The 17,875-nt window shown below is 62.5% G+C and carries 15 protein-coding genes, 1 other RNA gene and 1 pseudogene; 8 read left to right on the forward strand and 9 right to left on the reverse strand.

Annotated elements, in window-relative coordinates:
* Positions 1-117 precede the first annotated feature (117 nt).
* Positions 118-1,152: a hypothetical protein gene (locus Q319_RS0105325; RefSeq protein WP_029481014.1), complete on the forward strand. Its 1,035-nt coding sequence runs from the start codon at positions 118-120 to the stop codon at positions 1,150-1,152.
* Positions 1,149-4,655 carry a tetratricopeptide repeat protein gene (locus tag Q319_RS0105330; RefSeq protein ID WP_162178623.1) on the forward strand — a complete coding sequence of 1,169 codons (3,507 nt, stop codon included), beginning with the start codon at positions 1,149-1,151 and terminating at the stop codon, positions 4,653-4,655. Before Q319_RS0105325 ends, Q319_RS0105330 begins: the two co-directional genes overlap by 4 nt.
* A 418-nt stretch (positions 4,656-5,073) precedes the next feature.
* Here the strand turns inward: Q319_RS0105330 and Q319_RS0105335 are convergent, their stop codons facing one another.
* Positions 5,074-6,414, reverse strand: coding sequence for a hypothetical protein (locus Q319_RS0105335; protein WP_029481018.1), 1,341 nt, complete (start codon positions 6,412-6,414; stop codon positions 5,074-5,076).
* A gap of 1,053 nt (positions 6,415-7,467) precedes the next feature.
* Between Q319_RS0105335 and Q319_RS25365 the strand changes: the two genes are divergently transcribed.
* Both Q319_RS25365 and Q319_RS0105345 read left to right on the forward strand, forming a co-directional pair.
* Positions 7,468-7,926 carry a hypothetical protein gene (locus Q319_RS25365; RefSeq protein ID WP_029481019.1) on the forward strand — a complete coding sequence of 153 codons (459 nt, stop codon included), beginning with the start codon at positions 7,468-7,470 and terminating at the stop codon, positions 7,924-7,926.
* Positions 7,927-8,023: 97 nt separating this feature from the next.
* On the forward strand, positions 8,024-8,524 hold the full coding sequence (locus Q319_RS0105345) for a DinB family protein (protein WP_029481020.1): 501 nt from the start codon (positions 8,024-8,026) through the stop codon (positions 8,522-8,524).
* Positions 8,525-8,872: 348 nt separating this feature from the next.
* On the opposite strand, the gene Q319_RS0105350 is transcribed toward Q319_RS0105345, so the two are convergent.
* From Q319_RS0105350 to mraZ, 6 genes are all read right to left on the reverse strand, one after another.
* Complete coding sequence (locus Q319_RS0105350) at positions 8,873-10,078, reverse strand: ABC transporter permease (protein WP_029481021.1); 1,206 nt, start codon at positions 10,076-10,078, stop codon at positions 8,873-8,875.
* Between the two features lie 374 nt (positions 10,079-10,452).
* Positions 10,453-11,100: an RlpA-like double-psi beta-barrel domain-containing protein gene (locus Q319_RS28100; protein WP_029481022.1), complete on the reverse strand. Its 648-nt coding sequence runs from the start codon at positions 11,098-11,100 to the stop codon at positions 10,453-10,455.
* Between the two features lie 523 nt (positions 11,101-11,623).
* The gene (locus tag Q319_RS0105360) at positions 11,624-12,979 is read right to left on the reverse strand and encodes a peptidoglycan D,D-transpeptidase FtsI family protein (RefSeq protein WP_029481023.1); all 1,356 of its coding nucleotides are present in this window, start codon (positions 12,977-12,979) and stop codon (positions 11,624-11,626) included.
* Entirely contained in the window at positions 12,970-13,473 is a 504-nt protein-coding gene (locus Q319_RS28165) for a hypothetical protein (RefSeq protein WP_211252329.1), read from the reverse strand. Before Q319_RS28165 ends, Q319_RS0105360 begins: the two co-directional genes overlap by 10 nt.
* Positions 13,470-14,438 carry a 16S rRNA (cytosine(1402)-N(4))-methyltransferase RsmH gene (rsmH, locus tag Q319_RS0105370; protein ID WP_051655130.1) on the reverse strand — a complete coding sequence of 323 codons (969 nt, stop codon included), beginning with the start codon at positions 14,436-14,438 and terminating at the stop codon, positions 13,470-13,472. Before rsmH ends, Q319_RS28165 begins: the two co-directional genes overlap by 4 nt.
* A gap of 3 nt (positions 14,439-14,441) precedes the next feature.
* Complete coding sequence (gene mraZ, locus Q319_RS0105375) at positions 14,442-14,870, reverse strand: division/cell wall cluster transcriptional repressor MraZ (protein ID WP_029481026.1); 429 nt, start codon at positions 14,868-14,870, stop codon at positions 14,442-14,444.
* A 450-nt stretch (positions 14,871-15,320) separates the two neighbouring features.
* Here mraZ and Q319_RS0105380 point away from each other — a divergent pair, with 450 nt between their 5' ends.
* Positions 15,321-15,698, forward strand: a complete 378-nt coding sequence (locus Q319_RS0105380; RefSeq protein WP_051655131.1) for a DUF423 domain-containing protein — start codon at positions 15,321-15,323, stop codon at positions 15,696-15,698.
* Here Q319_RS0105380 and Q319_RS0105385 read toward each other — a convergent pair.
* Complete coding sequence (locus Q319_RS0105385; RefSeq protein WP_029481028.1) at positions 15,690-16,286, reverse strand: TetR/AcrR family transcriptional regulator; 597 nt, start codon at positions 16,284-16,286, stop codon at positions 15,690-15,692. The genes Q319_RS0105380 and Q319_RS0105385 overlap by 9 nt on opposite strands.
* A 99-nt stretch (positions 16,287-16,385) precedes the next feature.
* Here Q319_RS0105385 and Q319_RS0105390 point away from each other — a divergent pair, with 99 nt between their 5' ends.
* Positions 16,386-16,700, forward strand: a complete 315-nt coding sequence (locus Q319_RS0105390) for a DMT family transporter (RefSeq protein ID WP_029481029.1) — start codon at positions 16,386-16,388, stop codon at positions 16,698-16,700.
* Positions 16,697-16,960, forward strand: a pseudogene (locus Q319_RS0105395) (DMT family transporter); the annotation flags it as partial. The gene Q319_RS0105390 and the pseudogene Q319_RS0105395, both read left to right, overlap by 4 nt.
* A gap of 98 nt (positions 16,961-17,058) precedes the next feature.
* Here Q319_RS0105395 and rnpB read toward each other — a convergent pair.
* An RNA gene (rnpB, locus tag Q319_RS25370) (RNase P RNA component class A) lies at positions 17,059-17,498 on the reverse strand.
* Positions 17,499-17,598: 100 nt separating this feature from the next.
* Here rnpB and Q319_RS26115 point away from each other — a divergent pair.
* The coding region (locus Q319_RS26115; RefSeq protein WP_029481032.1) for a transposase at positions 17,599-17,875 on the forward strand (277 nt) is incomplete at its 3' end.

The raw sequence follows: 17,875 nt of genomic DNA on the forward strand, positions 1-17,875 counted from the left end.
GACGACGAGGAGCTGTTCGACCGCGCCTACGGCTATATCCGCGAGTATTACTGACACCTTCACGGGCCCGGAACGCCGCTCATCCTCAGCCCGCCTTCCCACGTGAGGAAACCCAAGTTGATCCAGAACCCCTCCCTCCCATTTGCCGTTGACTATGCTGTGCGCTACACCGCAGTGTTTGCGAGCTTCGACGACTTCATGACGCCTATCCGCGAACATCTCCATGCACTTAGCTACAGCCCACCTGGTCCGGCGCACGGGGTCCCCGGTCCGTCCCTCGCGTTTATCTTCGACGCGCAGAAAGCGGCCGAGGAGGTCTTCGCCATCTTCCAGAAATGGGTAGGAGGTCAGGAAACAGGCGTAGCTATCGGCCTCTCGCTAGTAGCCCGCGTCACGGGCGACTACGTTCTGTGCGTTTACCCGGATGCCGTTCAATTACAGGCCCGATTCGCGCCCGGTCCGCTCGCTGCCCACCTCAACACGCAGGTTGTGACGCCTGCCCACATAAAAACCTTCCCTGGGCCCAGCCAGAACCTCGCCGCCTTTCGCGACGCCGCCCAGGATCAGACGGTGGCGATCCTGCCAGGTCTCAAAGACGGCGCCCTGGCCCCAGGCCTGGCGATCATCGGCGTTCCGGTTCGCTTTCTAGAAGAGGCTGAACTGAACCCCTCCGGCTTCGAATATGCCCTGCTCCACGGAGTAGAGCCCTCTAGGTCCCCCGCCGAACCCGACGACCACCGCCCGGAAATACTCACCCGCCGGCGACAGACCCTGTTGTCCCGCTACTTCCCGGTCACGCTTGAGCGACTGCGCTTCAACACCGCCTTCCAGGGTGATCTGCGGCAACTGGCGGACGAGGGATACGCCGACTGGCAGGTCCAGCAGGCCGCCTGCAACCTCACTCTGCCGGAGCGGTTGGGTGACCTGCCCGCCGACCAGCGGGACGCAGTGAGCGTTTTAATCGAGCTAGAAAACTCTCCCGAAGAACTTTCACAGCCGGAACCGCGGTGGAACCTGGAGAGTCTGCGGACCCAGTTGGAGCGCGATGTCCGGGAACTCATCGGCTGGCTCGCTCCAGAGCGAGCTGAGGCCAGCCTGGCGGAATGTCAGGAATGGCTGCGTCAGCGCGGCGACCTCGGAGAGTGCACATGACCCTCCCGGCAGCCGATGCACCCCCCGTGCTCATGCCCGACCGCCGCGTCCGGGTCTTCATCAGCTCAACCCTGGGGGAGGCGCAGGAAGAACGGCAGGCGGTGATGCAAGCCGTCAGTGATCTTGAACTCACCCCGATCTACTTCGAGGCGGGCGCCCGCCCCCATTCCGCACAGACCACCTACCGCGACTGGCTGGCTCAGAGCGACGTCTTCGTTGGCATTTACCTCAAAAGCTACGGCTGGGTGGGACCGGGCATGACCATCAGTGGGCTGGAAGACGAGTGGCAGCGCTCCGCCCACCTTCCACGGCTCGCCTACGTCAAGGAGATCCACAAGGAGATCCCCCCAGGCGAGCGCCAGCCGGAGCTCAGTCGCCTGCTGGCAGAGGTCGGCGAAGTGGCAAAGTACCATCAGTTCCGGGGTGCCGAGGACCTGGCCAAACAAGTCAAGCAGGACCTGATGGCACTTCTGAGCGAGCGCTTCCTCAACGTCCCACTGCCCCCCAGTGCACTCAAAGTAACCCCAGGCGCGGCACCCGCAGATTATCCAGTGCCTGTCCCCGACCTGGGTGCCATCGAACGCCCCGGGGTGCTGGCGCAGCTCACCTCACTTCTGACCCCAGGGCGCAGCCTCGTCCTGACCGGCCAGCCTGGCAGCGGCAAAACCACCCTGCTGAAGCAATTTGCGCGGGAGCAGGGCGCAGCCTACGTGTCCCTCGAGCACAAGACGCCCCTGCAAGCGTTGCTGACTGCAGGGGCGGCCGTGGCCGCCCTGCGGGGCGAGCACCCCGAGTTCGTGACCACAGAGGACGCGGCCACAGCCGCCTTACAAGCCCAACTGCTGCGTGGCCCCATCACCTTGTTGGTGGACCAGGCCGATGCGTCGCCAGCCGCCGTGCGAGCGCTGCTGGGGATCACCCTGGGGAACGGGCAGGCGGTATACGCCGCCAACGCGGTCGCACGCGACCTCTTCGGCAGCCTGCCCGCACTGAGCGTCCCGCCGCTCTCCCAGGAAGAAGTAGAAGCGGTTCTTGCTCAGGAGGGCAGGACCCTGCCACCCGGGGAGCTGATCGCGCTCACCAACGCCTCGCAGGGCAACCCGCTGTACCTGCGCTACTACCTGGCGACCGGGAGCGGGGATCTGCCTCTCGACCTGAGCGCCTTCGAGGATCTGCTGTGGTCGCAGATGGACCCGGTCCTTCAGGAACTCACCGGCCTGGTCGCGCTTTCGCGCCGCCCCCTCGACGCAGAGGATCTCGCCCCGCTCCTGAGCGCAGGTGGCCACACGGTGACCCCGATGTCAGTCGTCCGGTCAGTTGAGGCCTCGCGCGGTCTGTTGAAGATCGAGGACCAGACGATCCAGGTGTTCCACCCACACTTCGCGGGGTCTGTAGCGGAACAGCTAGAAGGCAACGGGACGGCGCGCTCCTTTCACCGGCTACTCGCCGACGTCGCCCTAACCCACCGGCAGGCGGCGGCCACCGCTTTCCACCTGCGCGAGGCAGGGGACCCCCGCCTGGACAAGCACTTGATGGAGGGGGGACGCGCGGCCTTCCTGATGGGCGACTGGAACCTGGCGGCGGACCTGCTCCAGCGTGCCGAAACGCGGGCGCTGGAGAAAGCTGACTTGGTCGAGGCGGGCCTGGCCGCCAACCAGCTCGCTGACGTCTTAAGCCAGATGACAGACGAAAAGGGAGCCCAGGCAGCCATCGACCGGGCTGTCGAGCGCTTCGAGGAGAGCAAATCCCCCCAACATGCGCTCTCCTCCCGGATCTTCCGCAGCGTGCTGTGGGTGAAAAACGGCCGCGCCCCCGAAGGCATTACCGAGCTGGAGGCGGCGCGAGACCACATCATGACCCTGCCTGAAGTAGATTCCCAGATGCTCGCGGCCTGCGAGGTAAATCTGAGCTACGCCTACAAGTACGTGGGACGCCTGGAGGAAGCTCGAGCCGCCGCCGAGCGTGCTGCCGAGGTGTTTGCACGGAGCGGACATCAGGAGGGTGAACACACCGCCGTTATTAATGCCGCCGCGACAGCGGCGGAGCTGGGCGACCTCGACCGCGCGTTCGAGCTCACCGAGAGACTGCGAGAGACCGCCCGGCAGCGCCCACGTCTGGAGGCCGCCCGGCAGAACATCCTGACAAAGATCTACCGCAAGCGCGACGAGCCAGAGCAGGCAGAGGTGCACGCACGTGAGGCAGTCCGTCTATCTCAGCAGCTCGGCTCGCCGGAGCTTGAGGTGATGAACCTTAACACCCTGGGAAACACATTAATCGACCAGGAACGCCGAAACGAGGCGGAAGCGGCTTACCGGGAAGCCCTGACCATCGCACGCCGGGTGGGGGACATCCACCAGGAGGGGCACGCCCTCGAACTTCTCAGCCGTTTGCCTCTTGACGCGGGAGACCCCGGGGGCGCACGCGAGCTGGCCGAGCAGGCGATGGAGATTCAGCGGAGGTACGGCGACAACGTTCGGGTGGCAACCACTGGCGAGAAGCTGGGGAAGGCCTACGGTCAACTCGGGCGCTGGTCAGACGCCGCCACGGTCCTCGAGGAAAGCGCACGCGCCTTCATGCCCAGCTTGGTAGACAACTCCGGGAATGCCTGGGTGCAGGCGGCGCTCGCCTGGGCCGAAACCGGGAACCTGACACGGGCGCTCCAGGCAGTGGCAGCCGCCTGCAAGACGTTTTTAGCTGAAAGCGCGCCTATCCTGCCCGAGATACAGAGCGCAGAGGAACTGAAACCCCTGCTGCTGTCACTCAGCACCGTGGATGACGAGAGATACTTCCTGGGTCTGGCCGCGCGCTGTGTCGTGCGCTCAAGTGTGATCAGCGGCGAGGATGGACCGCTGGACCTGCTGGTCACTTACCTGGCAGAACAAACTGCAGAGGGTTCGGTGCAGCACAACAACGTGCTCGCCGCCGTGCTGGCCGAGAATGCCCTGAGCGGCCAGCATTTGCAAGAGGTTGAGCAGACGCTGATTCTGGGGCGACAGAATTTTCACTCACACGATGAGGAGGAAGCCCGGCTCTACACGGTAGGAGTGCAGGCACCTTCGCCGTTCATCGTGCAGCTCATCCTGGTCGGCTCGGGCACACAGTTACATGGCCTAGGGCTCGCAATCGCGATGTTACTCGCTGGGAACGAGACCCTGCTTTCGCAGATGCAGCAAACCTACAGCATCACGACAGCGCAGGACTTCACCATCATGCTTACGACGCGTTCAGCGCAGGAAGCCATTGCACCGACGAGCCCAGCTGTCTCAGCGGCCATCTATCAGCGCGCTTTCATCACCAGCCTGACCCCGGGTAAACCCAACAACTTCCTGTGCATGATCGACGACACTCAGCCGATCTGGAACACTGGCGGGACAGATCAGCGCAGTGGCGGCTACATTCAGATGGGAATCGACCTTACCCTGCTGCTGGCAAACTCATGGGGCATCAACACTGATAAAAACACAGACTTCTCTCGCGACGTGGTTTCAGCCATGTTGCGCTGAACCACCAGCACAGCAGCAAGAACGCTGCGCGAAACACAAGGTCCTCCACGTCCACAACTGACCCAGAGACTGGGCATGAAGTTCGTGACAGTAGGTCAGTTGCTGTCGAAGAAGCAAAAAAACAGGCCGATGCTCACTCACTGATACGGATTCCGTCTGTTTCGTTAACAAACCGGGAAAGCGCCAGTTTGCCGACTCCACGCCCGGAATCCGTTCTTCTCTTGCTCGCTCCGCTCGGATTTCCATCGTTTTGCAAACGATTCAATCGGAGTCCGTATGAGAGAGCATTATCGCTGATCTGGTGGACAAATCACGCGCCTTCCCGGAAAGATGACTTTCTCAAGTTGAGTCGACAGAAATTTTCTCAAAACCCCACCTCACGGTGGGGTTTTTCGGTGGACTCACAAGTGAGACACCACTATTGGCGCAGCGCCTTATCTGGCGTCAGCGGGCGCAGAATCACCGTGTGATTAGCTTTATCCATCAGGACCTCGGTCCAACCGATGGTTTCAGACAGCACCGTGGTCTTCTGGACGCCATTGATCTGCGAGACAGTCACGCGCATCTGGGTGGCGTCCGCCGGGAAACTAATTGTCACGTCCTTGCCCCACAACAGCGGCTGGCTGGGCAGCGGAACCTCGGCGTTCTCGGGCACTTCGCGCATCACGGTGTACTGGACGCCCACACTGACCTTGCCGCGCGCGTCGTAAGCGATGATTTTAGAGCCGCTAAACGGCACCGGAACCCGGATACACTGTCCGCTGTTCTTCACCGTACCGCTCAAGGTAAAAGACGTATCAGTACGGCTAGTCACGCCGATGTATGTTGAACTCTCACGCGTATCTGGAGCCACCACCGGCTGCTGGGCCGGATCGAGCTTCCAGCCCGCTGGGACCACAAAGAGGAAGTCAGTACGACGTTCACCGGCGCAATGCTCATTCTGGTCCGAACGGGCGTCGCTGATCACTTGGCGCTCCACCCGAGTCCGGGGAACCACCATTACTGCGTCCACATTACCCATCACTGCGGGCAGTACCGTAATACGCGTCACGTAAGTCTGTAACTTGGGGGCGTCCTTAAAGAAAAAATCCTTAAGCTTATCCCAGGGCGATACCGTCTTGAAAAAAGACACTTGTCCATCGAGAACCGTGGGTTTTTCCACCAAGCCAATCAGTGGACAGTCAAACGTCACCTCATTGTTAGTCACCGTCTTGGGCTTACAATCACGGCCACCCAGTTTCATGAAAGGAGTGGACAACCCGATGTTAAGTCCCTTGAACGTCAGATCAAACGACTCCGCGTCCGCGCCGCTGCGCGCTACATACGAGGGAACAGTCTCCTGCAAAATCGGCGTGCTTCTGCCCCCCGGTAACAACAAAATTAGATTCGAGGCGTTGCGGACCAGTGCGCCCGCGTCCTTGGTGGTAGTCGCCGTCCAGTTCTGCCCACTCTTCATCAGACTGTATGCGCTGGCAAAAAGGTTTTGCTCCGCCACGCTCAAGTCCCGGACCAGCTTGCCCTGCCGAGCCTCAGCAATCAGGTCAAGCTGGTTGAGCAGAGCCGACACCGACCCCTGGGCCATGATGATGTTCCCGTTGAGCCGGGCCGAACCAGTGTTCAGGGTCGACTCGAGCCCCCCCCGAATATCCTCAACGACGCTACCTACGGAAGAAGCCCCCAGAGCGGCCTCCAATTGGGCGCCAGCATGTGAAACAGCGAGCACCACCGACAGTGCAACCACACGTAGGATCTGCATCATTTACCCCCCGGCCCAGAATCAGGATTTTCTGTACCGTGATTAGGGTAACATTTTACGGTGCTCAAAACTGCTAACGCGAGGAGACAAGACCCAGTACAAAGAAAAACAAGCACTTCGCAAGATTCGGGAATAGCGCAGCACGCCTCAATCGGCGCTAAGAAAGAAGAAGCGACAAATCCAGCATTTCTACATTTAGTAAAAAAGATGACATTCTGAGCTTTACAACCACCGCTGACATGCTGCTTTATGCAGTCGAAAATCCCCGTCCTGGACACGGAGGTGATGACATTCTCAAATTAAATCGACAAATCTCAAGCGAGAATGTCATAAAATAGCTCAGCATGTCAGTACCCTCTCGCAGACCCGCCGCAATGGCGGGCTTTTGCTTCAAAGACGTCACCTCAAGTCCCTGACATACTCCCGTGATGTCAATCTCAAGCGAGAATGTCAGAAAATAGCCCAGCATGTCAGTAGACCCAAATGCCCTTCCACAGAAGGGCATTTTTCATGTCCTGGGCGGCAAAAAGCCGCCGCAGCTTGCTGCCGGCGCTCGCTCTTTTCCTGCATAAATCGCTGCATTGACATGCTCAGTTGCGCAAAAGCAACCACCAAATTCGGGAAAATTCCGTCTGGGCACTGGATTTCCTTGCTCAACTGAGTCTGTCAGTTGCGCATTTGGCATGTCAGTCCCAAAAGACTGTCCAGCACGCGTGATATCAGCAATGTTGCCGTATTTTCCAAAAAACTGACATTCTCAACTGCGCAGATCGTATGGAATGACCGCCGAAAGTTGCGTTCAGCACGAACACCACACCCGTCGCAATTGGCATGTCAGTTCATCACCTGCATGTCACTCCCCGTCGGGGGCATCCGCATGTGCGCTGTGCGCCGGGCAGGTCAATCTCTATCCTGTGTAGGACAGCATCTTGACCATCCTATTGCACCTGTCACATACTGAGCCTGACACCTGGGCGCCGCGCTGCGTCGTTCCCTTGATCTCGATCCAAGGGGCGGCCTGACGTGCTCCGCGCCCCGGGCCAGAGGAGGCCTGCCATGACTGCCGCCCGGGACGCTACCCCACCTCCCTCCACTTCCACGACACCCCCGCCACCACCGGAACGCGTCTTCAGCCTGCTCTACCGTCCCTCCGGCGCCCTGGAGCTGCTGCGCGCCGACGTGGCGCTGCTGCGCAGCCTGACGCTTTTTGACCTCGAACCCGCCCGCGACATCCCCAACTACCACGGCCAGCCGAACCGGATCGGCTGGTACGCCTCGACCAAGGCCGGCACCCATCTGCGCTTCGAATCGGGTCTGGAGCGGCTGCGCATGCAGTTCCTGGACTTCGACCCCGAGGTCGCCACCTTCGCCTCGCAGCCCTTCACCCTGGAGTGGACAGAGGGTGACAAGGTCTACCGCTACACCCCTGACCTGCTGATCGTGCGCGCCGGCCGTCCCCGGGTGGTTGTCAATCTCAAGCGAGCATGTCAGAAAATAGCCCAGAAGGTCAGTTGATTAGAAAGCCCTTCTTTGACCCTCCGAAGGGAGAAGTCTCTTGTGCGCCGACACTCTGGCTCAATGCCTTGCCTGGCGCGCCTGGTACATTGTGGCCATGGACCTCCTTGACCGCTTTCTGGGGCACGACGCCTGGACGACCGCCTGCCTGTTACAGCAGAGTCGTGCCCTGACGGACGAGCAACTCGATCACGAGTTCGACCTCGGCTGGCGCACGGTGCGTGCCACCCTCGAGCACATCATCGACAACATAGAAACCTGGGTGGACCTGATGAATGGTGGTCCCCTCCGCAAGCACCCGGAGCCAACCGCGTACTGGCTGACATTGGGCGGCCTCTCCGAACGCCTGACGCAGGCGAGCCATGACCTCGCGGTCGTCGCACGGCGCGTGCAGGTCGAAGGGCGAATGAACGACACTTGGGTGGACTTCCTAGACGAGCCGCCTTGCCGCAAGACGTACGGCGGGGCGATCACCCATGTCATCACGCACTCCATGCATCACCGGGCCCAGCTCATCGACATTCTCCGCAAGCTGGGCGTGAAGGACGTGATCGAGGGGGACGCGCTGAGCTGGGAGCAACACACCACCGGAGCCTGACCTGCTGGATGCAATCACCCATGTCTGCAGGCGCCGTGTTCAGCCGGGACTGCGGCTGCTCGAGGCTGTCCATCGCCGGCAAGCAGGTCACAAAAGATGACATGCTCAACTGCGCAAGACCTACTGACACGCAGCTCTATACATTGGCCAGAGACCGTGCCGCACGCGAACGCCACTGACATGCTCACCTGAGATCGACACGTGACGCTTCCGCTCGGAAAAGATGACATTCTCAGCTTTACGATACCCACTGATATTCTGCTTCGCACATCAGCAAAAGCCCGTGCTGGACGCAGCCACCGCCGACACATTCAACCTGAATCGACACCGCCACCATTGGATCAGCGCTCAGCGAATAATGCGCGCCGGTTCGATGCTGGCGGCGCGGCGCGCGGGGATCAGTGCAGCCAGCAGGGTGGTGATCAGGCCCACCGCATTGACGCCCAGCAGGTCCGTCCAGCGCACTTCCACGGGCAGCGAGGTGATGAAGTACAGATCGCCGGGAATCTGAAAGGGCCTGACGGTGAAATACGCGCTGATGCCCAGACCCAGCAGGTTGCCCACCAGCAGACCGCCCAGCCCCAGCACCAGGCCCTCCAACAAGAAGATGCGCGTGATCAGCCCACGCGTGGCCCCGATGGCGCGCAGGATGGCGATTTCCTGCGTCTTCTCGAACACGGCCAGGGTCAGCACGTTGGCAATCCCGAAAGCGGCAACGATCACGATCAGGAAAACCACGAAACCGATCACCTTTTTTTGCAGCGCCAGTTGATCCAGCAGCGTGCCGTAAATGCTCTGCCACGGCAGGGGGCTGTAGGCGCGGGTGCGGGTCAGGTCCGTACCGACGACGGGGGCCAGATTGGGATCGGTCAGGCGCACCTGATAGCCGGTGATGTTGTCCGTGCCCTGCAACTGCTGCAACGTTCCCAGACTGGTAAAGGCGTAGGCGCTGTCGATCAGGTAGTTGCCGGTGGTAAAGATTCCCTTGACCCTGAAGCTGCCCCGGCGCTGGGTGCTGTTCAGCAGCCGGACCTCGTCGCCGGTAAAGCCGCCGATGCTGCGGGCCAGCGCCGAGCCGAGCAGAATCTCACCCGGTCCCAGCGTTTCCAGCAACTCGCTTTGCCCCGGCGGCAGTTGCAGTACCTTGGCGGCCTGCGGCGTCACGCCGAACAGGGTGGCAAAGTCAACGCCTGCGCGGTTGCCCAGGCCCGCCGGGCGGGTGATCAGCCCCTTGTCGGCCAGGAAGGGGGTGGACGCCGCCACGCGCCCGTCCGCCTTCAGGGCCTGTTCCATCTCGGGGTCACGGCCCTCGGGGCTGAATGACGACAGGCTCAGGTGCGGGCTGGCGCGCAGGGTGGCGTCCACCAGCGCGCGGGTAAAGCCGTTGGTCAGGCTCAGGGCGGCGATCAGGGCCATCACGCCCACGGCAATGCCGCCGATGGTCAGGATGTTCTGGGTCCGCCGCCGCGACAGGTGCGCCCGCGCTATGGACCACGCCAGACCCGCCGAACGCGGAGCAGCGGGAGGCGGCGGTGTGGGGCGGACGGAAGCCATGTGGAGCGGAGGATAGCAGACCGGGGCTGAAGGGCGGGGCACGGCGGGCCAGCGAAACACGCACGAACCGAGATTCGGAGTCTGTGCGCGTGGTGCCGCCTGCGTTCAGCCCGGTTGAGACTGGGATAGACCGGCACGTTTTTGCGGACCCGTCAAAGCAGTGAAGGGCAGAGGACCGCCTGGACTCAGCACTTTGCGTTGCCCAGGCCAGCCGCACGAGCGCAGTATCCCACCAGCCCTAAGTTGGCAGACAATGCACCGTCGCAGCCGCACAGGATGACAGACGAAGTTCTGCATCAGCGCGTAAATTGCGTCCTTGGTCAGGGCAAAAAAGAGCCGCCCAGATGGACGGCTTTCAAATCTGGAGAAGAGTTTTAGCGAAGGGCCGTGATCCGCACCTGACGTGCGCCGAAGTTGAGGGCGTCGCGGCGGCTGCCCATCCAGATGTCCAGGCTGCCGGTCTTGCGGGCGGCCATGGTGTCCTCGACGATAAAGGTCCGGCCCCGCAGCAGGTTGTTGTAGCGCCCGCTGAGATCCTCGATGGTAATCCGGGTGCCGTAGGGAAAGGAACGCAGCATGTCGCGGCTCAGGGCCACCACGCCGGGGCGGGTCCGGGTGCCGGTGGCCGTGATGAACGGCGTACTGTCGGTCTGGGCGGCCAGACTGTTGTAAGCCGTGGCGCGCACGACCGCCGTTCTGCCCCGCGCGGTGATGGCGGCCACGGGCGCGGCAGCCTGCTGGGCCTGCTGCCGCTGCGTCTGGGCGACGGCGGCGGCGCGGGCCTGCGCGGCCTGGGCCTGCTGGGCAGCAGCATTCTGGGCTACCGTGTTCTGCGCGGGCTGCGGACGGGCCGCCTGCACCGGGGCGCGCACCACCACGGGGGCAGGCGGCGGGGTGACCACCATCGCCAGACGAACGGCGTCGCTGGCAACAGAGCTGGCGGGCAGGGCAGGAGTGGCGCAGGCCAGGCCCGCGAGGCTGAACAGAACGCCAAAGGTCCAGCGATTGAGTTTTGAAACCATATGTTCTCCTTGAGGCTTGGGCAGTAAAGCTGCCCGCCTCCGGTGCGCTGCCGGCAGACAGAACGCACGGTACTGAATGGGGGGAGTTGATCAACAAGTCTGAGGGCAGCAGTCAAGACACCCCCGACCTCAGGAGAGAGCCTAGAGGGCCAACATCACCAGCTTATGAGCCTGACCTGTCTTCAGTCTCACAAATCAGAACACAAATCTTCTGCCAGGTTCAAAAAAGACGGAGGATGGCGGCCAGGAGAGAAATCCTTCAATGAGCCGGAGATCAATTCAGCCGCGTTGCTCTCATTTTTGGTGACACGGATATATAAATTTTCAATCAGATTCAAGCTGGGTTTTGATTCCCCTCGCCTTTTTTATGAAAAAAACCACACTTTAGCGCCTTATGACAGGGTTCGGGATATCACGCAGCTACATCTACACCTGCCGATAAAATCAGGCTCTCAACAACCTCTGTCCATGAAACCAGCGAGGTGGGTAACTTTAGGCACATCCACCCCGCTGCTCGGTAGCACTATTGCTTCTTGGTGGCTTCAGGCTTTTCCACTTTTGGCGCGGCCCCCCAGCTCGACAGCACTTCCGTCGAGATTTCCTTAAAGATGGGTGCGGCCAGCATGGACCCATGATGATTGATCTTCGCGCCGTGGACCATCACCACCACCGTCACCTTCGGTGCGTCGACCGGGAAGAAACCCGTGAAGACGCTGTTGTAGATGGTCGAGGAATAGCGCCCGTCCACCACGACCTGGGCCGTGCCGGTCTTGCCGCCCAGCGCGTAGCCCTTGACTCCGGCCTGATACGGAATGCCCTCCTCGATCACGGCCTGCAACATGGTGCGGGTGGTGCGGGCCACCTCGGGGCGCAGAACCTCACGCCGCTGACCGCTGGCCGCCGCGCCCTCGATAAGCTGGGGCGGCAGGTACAGGCCGTCGTTGGCCAGGGCGTTGTAGGCAGAGGCCAGTTGCAGGGTGGTGGTACTCATGCCCTGCCCGAAGGCGCTGGTCACCCGCACCAGATCGTCCCACTTGCGCAGCGGCTGAAGCTGCCCGGTGGCAGCAGGCACCACGGGCATGTCCGGGTAACTGCCGAAGCCGAAGTTCGTGTAATAGTCACGCAGTTTATCGGACCCGAAGTTCTCGACGATGTGACTCATGCCCACGTTGCTGCTGTAGCGCAGAATCTGCCTGGTGGTCAGGATGTCGGGATGGTCCACCGCGTCGTGGATCACGCTGCCCCAGCGCCCGCCGATGTGCCGGTTCATGGGCGTCTCGTAGGAGGTCTTCGGGGTGGTCAGGCCCTCGTTGATCGCGGCGGCCACCACCAGACCCTTGACCACCGAACCCGGCTCGTAGACGTCCAGGAAGGGGCGGTTGCGCCGGGCCTCCAGCGGAAAGTCGCGCCAGTTGTTGGGATTGAACGCCGGGTAACTGGCGGCGGCCAGCACGCGCCCGGTGCGGGTTTCCATCACCACCACCGAGCCGTAATCCGCCTGATGGACCGGAATCGCCTTGCTCAGCGCGGACTCGGCGGCGGCCTGCACGCCAGTGTTGATGGTCAGCCGCAGGTTCTGCCCGGATTCCAGCGGGCGGTCATAGGCGTACTCCAGCCCTTCGAGACCGTTGGTGGTGCCCATCATACCCAGCACCTGTCCAGCCAGGTGGCCCTGCGGGTAGACGCGCTTGCCGTCCACGCTCTGGGCCAGCACCTTGCCGTCGCTGGAGGTGATCGTACCGCGAGATTGCACCAGCGTGCGCTTGACGCCCTGCGGCGCGTTCCACTCCAGTTGCGCGTAGGCCCACACCAGGCTCAGGACCAGCAGCGTCGCCAGAAACTGCATGACTCGGGAGCGGTTACGAATCTTTACCTCCACAGCGTTCTCACCTCCACGGTGTTGTTGGGTACGGCGTTGTCGGACACGGCGTTATCGGGCTGGGTCTCCTGGGACTGAGCATTCCGAGGTTGGGCATTCTGGGACTGGGCTGGGCTGACCGGGGCGTCCCCCTGGCCCGGAGGCGGCAACGGCAGGATGGCCTGGCTTTCCTTGGGGGCGGCCTCGGCAAAGCGAACCATGCCGTTGGCAAAGGCCCAGTCGCGGATGCGCTGCGGGTTTTCCAGCGTCTGGACCGCCACCGCCAGATCGTTGCGCTGAATCAGCAGTTTGGCCTCCTGGTCCTGGGCGACGCGCAACTCCGGGCGAATGTCCCGGGTCAGGGACCGCGCGCCCACCAGCAGCAGCGCCAGTGCCAGATAGATCGCCACGTAGCGGATGGCCCGGCCCCGCCAGGTGGCCTCGGTCAGGTCCATGCTGTCCAGGCGTGGATGCAGGGTGGGTTGGTGCAGAGAGGGTGGACGCAGTGAGGTCACGCCGCCGCCTCCGGGTCCACTTCTTGTGGCCCAAGTTCTTCTGGCGCAAGTTTCTCGGCGCTGCGGAGCTTGGCGCTGCGGGCGCGTGGATTGCCTGCCTGCTCAGTCTCGGAGGCGATTTCCGGGCGCTTGGTCAGCGGGCGCAGGCTAGAGCTTCCCAGCAGAAAGCGCTTGACGATGCGGTCTTCCAGGGAATGGAAGCTGATCACGGCCAGCCGTCCACCGGGCCTGAGCAGGGCTTCGGCAGCGGCCAGACCGTCACGCAACGCCCCCAGTTCGTCGTTGACGTGAATCCGCAACGCCTGGAAGGTGCGCCGCGCCGGGTGGATGCCCTTGCTGAAGCCAGGGTAGGCCCGCTTGACGATCTCGGCCAGTTGCACGGTGGTCTCAATCGGGGCTTTCTCGCGGGCGTACACGATACCGCGCGCGATCCGGCGCGACAGGCGGTCCTCGCCGAATTCGTAGATGATCGAGGCAATTTCCTCTTCCGGGTAGGTGTTGACCACCTCGGCGGCGCTCTCGCCAGACTGGCTCATGCGCATGTCCAGCGGGGCTTCGGAGTGATACGAGAAGCCCCGGTCCGTATCGTCTAGTTGAAACGAGCTGACGCCGATGTCGAGCAGCACGCCATCCACCTGGGCCACGCCAGCGTCAGCCAGCAGCGTCTGCATATCGCGGTAGTTGCCTTCCAGCACATTCAGGCCATCCAGCCCCGCCTCACGGGCGCGGGCCAGGGCGAAGGGGTCCTGATCGATGCCGTAGATGGTCGCGCCCGCCGAGAGCAGCAGGCGGGTATGGCCCGCGCCGCCCAGCGTGCCGTCCACGATGGTCTTGCCGGGAGCAGGGTCTAGCGCCGCCAGCACTTCGGCGGCCAGAACGGGGGTGTGGGTCAGGGGTGTAGAGAGGGTGGCAGAGGCGGTTTCGTCAGGGGGGTTGCGGGAGGGGTCAGAACTATTGTTATTCATGGGTCACGCCACGAAGTTGATGAGCAAATCGGGTTTGGGGGGATTGTCCTGAACGGCGCTGATGACGGCGTCCCAGCGGGCCGGGGTCCACAGTTCCAGACGGCCCGGTGCGCCCGCCACGACGACGTCGCCGTCCAGGGCCGCGAAGGTTCGCAGGGGCTGGGGCACGGAGACGCGGCTCTGGTTGTCCAGCCGCGCCTTACTGGCCCCGGAGTAAAAGAAACGGACAAAGGAGCGGGATTCGGCGTCGGTCAGGGGCAGGCCCTCAAGCTGTTCTTCTACCCGCCGCCAACTGGCCAGCGGAAAGACGTACAGGCAGCCCTCCATCCCGCGCGTCAGAATCATGCCGTCCTCGACGAATTCACGAAAGGCCGGTGGCATGACCACGCGCCCCTTGTCGTCGATGGTGTAGGGATATTCTCCGAACGGCAAATCCTTCTCCTCTCCTTGTTCCCTCTTTTCAAACAGGTCTTCTTGTTGCACCCTGTCTTCTGAAGCGTCCTTCTCAGAAGCCGAGTTCGGCTTTTCCCACCCGCTCCCACAGGGCAGGCGCAAGGGCAGGGCCAGCCTTCCAACCTGAAAGGCGCAATGTGAAGAGCTTCAGGCTGTCTTAAGGAGTGTAACAAGCCCACCCACGAATTACCACCTGTTCCCACAATTTCCCCCGAATTCCCCCCGATCCTCCCCTGTTTTCCCACCCATCCGCCCCAGCGTTCAAATGGGACACAGCGGCTTTAGGGCCGACACAGGCCAGAAAATGCCGCTCCAGAGGGCAGATCGGCACCTTTGCAGTGGGTCAGGAACGGGCCGCCCGGTTCCCACCTCTCCCCCACCGGTCAGGACAAATCCCCACCGTCACGCGCCTAAGCTGGCGACATGCGTATGACCCGTTCCGCCAGTTCCGCCGCCTCACTGCCCGCGTTTCAAACCGGGGCCATTCTGGCCGCGCTGGGCGTGGCGCTGGGGGCCTTTGCCACGCACGGGCTGAAGGCCACGCTGGAGCCAGGGCTGCTGGCAAACTTTGAAACCGGGGTGCGCTATCAGATGTACGCCGCGCTGGCCTTGCTGGTATTGGGGACGCAGTCCGCACAGAAACGCGCACCCGTGCTGCTGCTGGCGGGCGCGGTCATCTTCAGCGGCACGTTGTACATCCTGGCGCTGACGGGCCTGAAGTGGCTGGGCGCGGTGACCCCGATTGGCGGCGTGCTGCTGATCGCCGGATTCGTGCTGGCAGCGGTGGACTTCCGGCGCTCAGGCTGAGCCGGGATCAATCAGCATCCGCGATAGCGCCGTTTGTAGCGTCGTGCGTGCCCCCTCCGGCGTGATCTGGTGTAAAAGCAGATGCACGCTCAGGCCGTCCAGCAGGGCGTGAATCTCGGTGGCCGCCGCCTGGGGCGTGTGCGCGGGCAGCCAGCCGTGCCGTGCAAACCCAGTGAACGCCTCCACAAAAATGGCGTTCAGATCGCGGTACAGCACGCCCTGAGCGTCGGCAAAGTCCTGATCGCTGACCGCCGCGCCAACGAAGGCCAGCCAGACTTCCAGCCACACCCGGCCCTCCTCGTCCAGTGGCAGGGTGACTTCCAGACGGTTCAGAAAGCCCTGAAAGGGATCGTCATTGGCTGGAATGGACCGGAGCCTCTGCCACGCACGCTCACCGATCTGCTGGGCGGCGAAATTCAGGATGGCCTCGCGGTTGGGAAGGTAGTGGCGAATCGCCCCACTGGACCACCCGCTGCGTTCCGACAGGTTGCGGATGGTCACCCCAGCCAGCCCCCCCTCGCGGATCAGGCTCCAGACCGCTGCCGTCAGTTCGGCGCGGCGCTGATCGTGGTTGACGATGCGGGGCATGTCTACTGTTTTAGCACACTCTTGCGATAACCCTGAAATTGTGGTATTTCTATTGCACGCATTTAGCACGCTGCTGCTAAAAACGCGAAGGAGACCCCCGTGGGATGGACTGCCCTGCTGCTGGCCGGACTGTGCGAGATCGGCTTTACCACCTGCTTGCAACTCAGCGACGGCTTCAAGAAGAAATGGCCCACCGCCTTCTTCCTGCTGTTCACCATTGCCAGCTTTCAACTGATGAGCATGGCGCTGGAGACCCTGCCGCTGGGCACCGTGTACGCCGTGTGGACCGGGATCGGCGCGGTGGGAACGGCGCTGGTGGGCATCTTCTACTTCCGGGAGTCGGCCACGCCCTTGCGGCTGGGGCTGCTAGCAACGGTGGTGCTGCTGATTATCGGCCTGCGGGTGATTCCGTGACCGGGTGGCACTGGCTGATTCTGGCAGGCTTTCTGGAAATCGGCTTTGTCACCGCGCTGAAGCTGGAGCAGACGCGCCCCGCGTTCTTCTACGTGTTTCTGGTCTGTGCCTATTTCAGCTTTGACTTCCTGTCGCGGGCGCTGAAGACCATTCCGCTGGGCACCGCCTACGCCATCTGGACCGGGATCGGAGCCGTGGGAGCGGTCTTTATGGGAACGGTGCTGTTCGGGGAAAGCCTCAGCCCGGCGCGGCTGATCCTGATTGGCCTATTGATCGCCGCACTGATCGGGCTGAAGCTGGCAGGGGGAAGCAAACCAGCAAAAGAAACCGCCCCTCCCGGAAAGGAAGAGGCGGCGGGTGGTGCGGGGGAACTGTAAGCCGGGTTCTGTCCATCACTAGCGTGACTATTCGGCCATCTCTCTGGGGCGGGCGTCGCCGCCGCGCCTCGTTGCGACCATCCTGGCGGTCAATGGAACGGGCCGTTCCTCGCGCACTCTCGGGTCTTGCACCGGATGGGGTTTACCAGACGCCGCAAGTCTCCCTGCGGCCTGGTGCGCTCTTACCGCACCGTTTCACCCTGACCAGCCCCGGCCCACGCCCGGCTTTGTATGGAACTGGCGGTCTAAGTTTCTGTGGCACTGTCCTTCGGCTTCGCCGCCACCCACACGCAGGCGCGCGTGTGGACACTTGACTCGCCGACCAGCCGTTAACTGGCATCCTGCCCTGCGGTGCCCGGACTTTCCTCACCCCCTCAGCCCACAAGTGAACTGAAGGTAGCGTGGCCGAACATTCCCCCGCGCCGGGAAGGATAGCAGATGGGGGCTTTGCCCCGTCTAAGGGTCCAAAGGTCTGTTAGAGCGCGTTTATAAAGGGTCAGACCCGGTGGCAAGCTTGAGGTGTGAAACGCAAGCCTTACTCGTCGGACCTGACCCAAGCCCAGTTTAAGCGGCTCGAACCACTCCTCCCCTCTGCCAAGCCAGGAGGGCGGCCACGCACGGTCGATCTCTACGAGGTGCTGTGCGCGATCATGTACGTCTTGCAGGGCGGCATTGCCTGGAGAAACCTGCCGCATGACTTTCCAGCGTGGCAGACGGTGTATTCGTACTTTCGCCGTTTTGAAGCTGACGGTTCATGGGAGGCGATCAATCGCGTCCTGGTGCGGGAAACTCGGCAGG

This window comes from Deinococcus marmoris DSM 12784, from assembly GCF_000701405.1.
GTDB classification, from domain to species: domain Bacteria; phylum Deinococcota; class Deinococci; order Deinococcales; family Deinococcaceae; genus Deinococcus; species Deinococcus marmoris.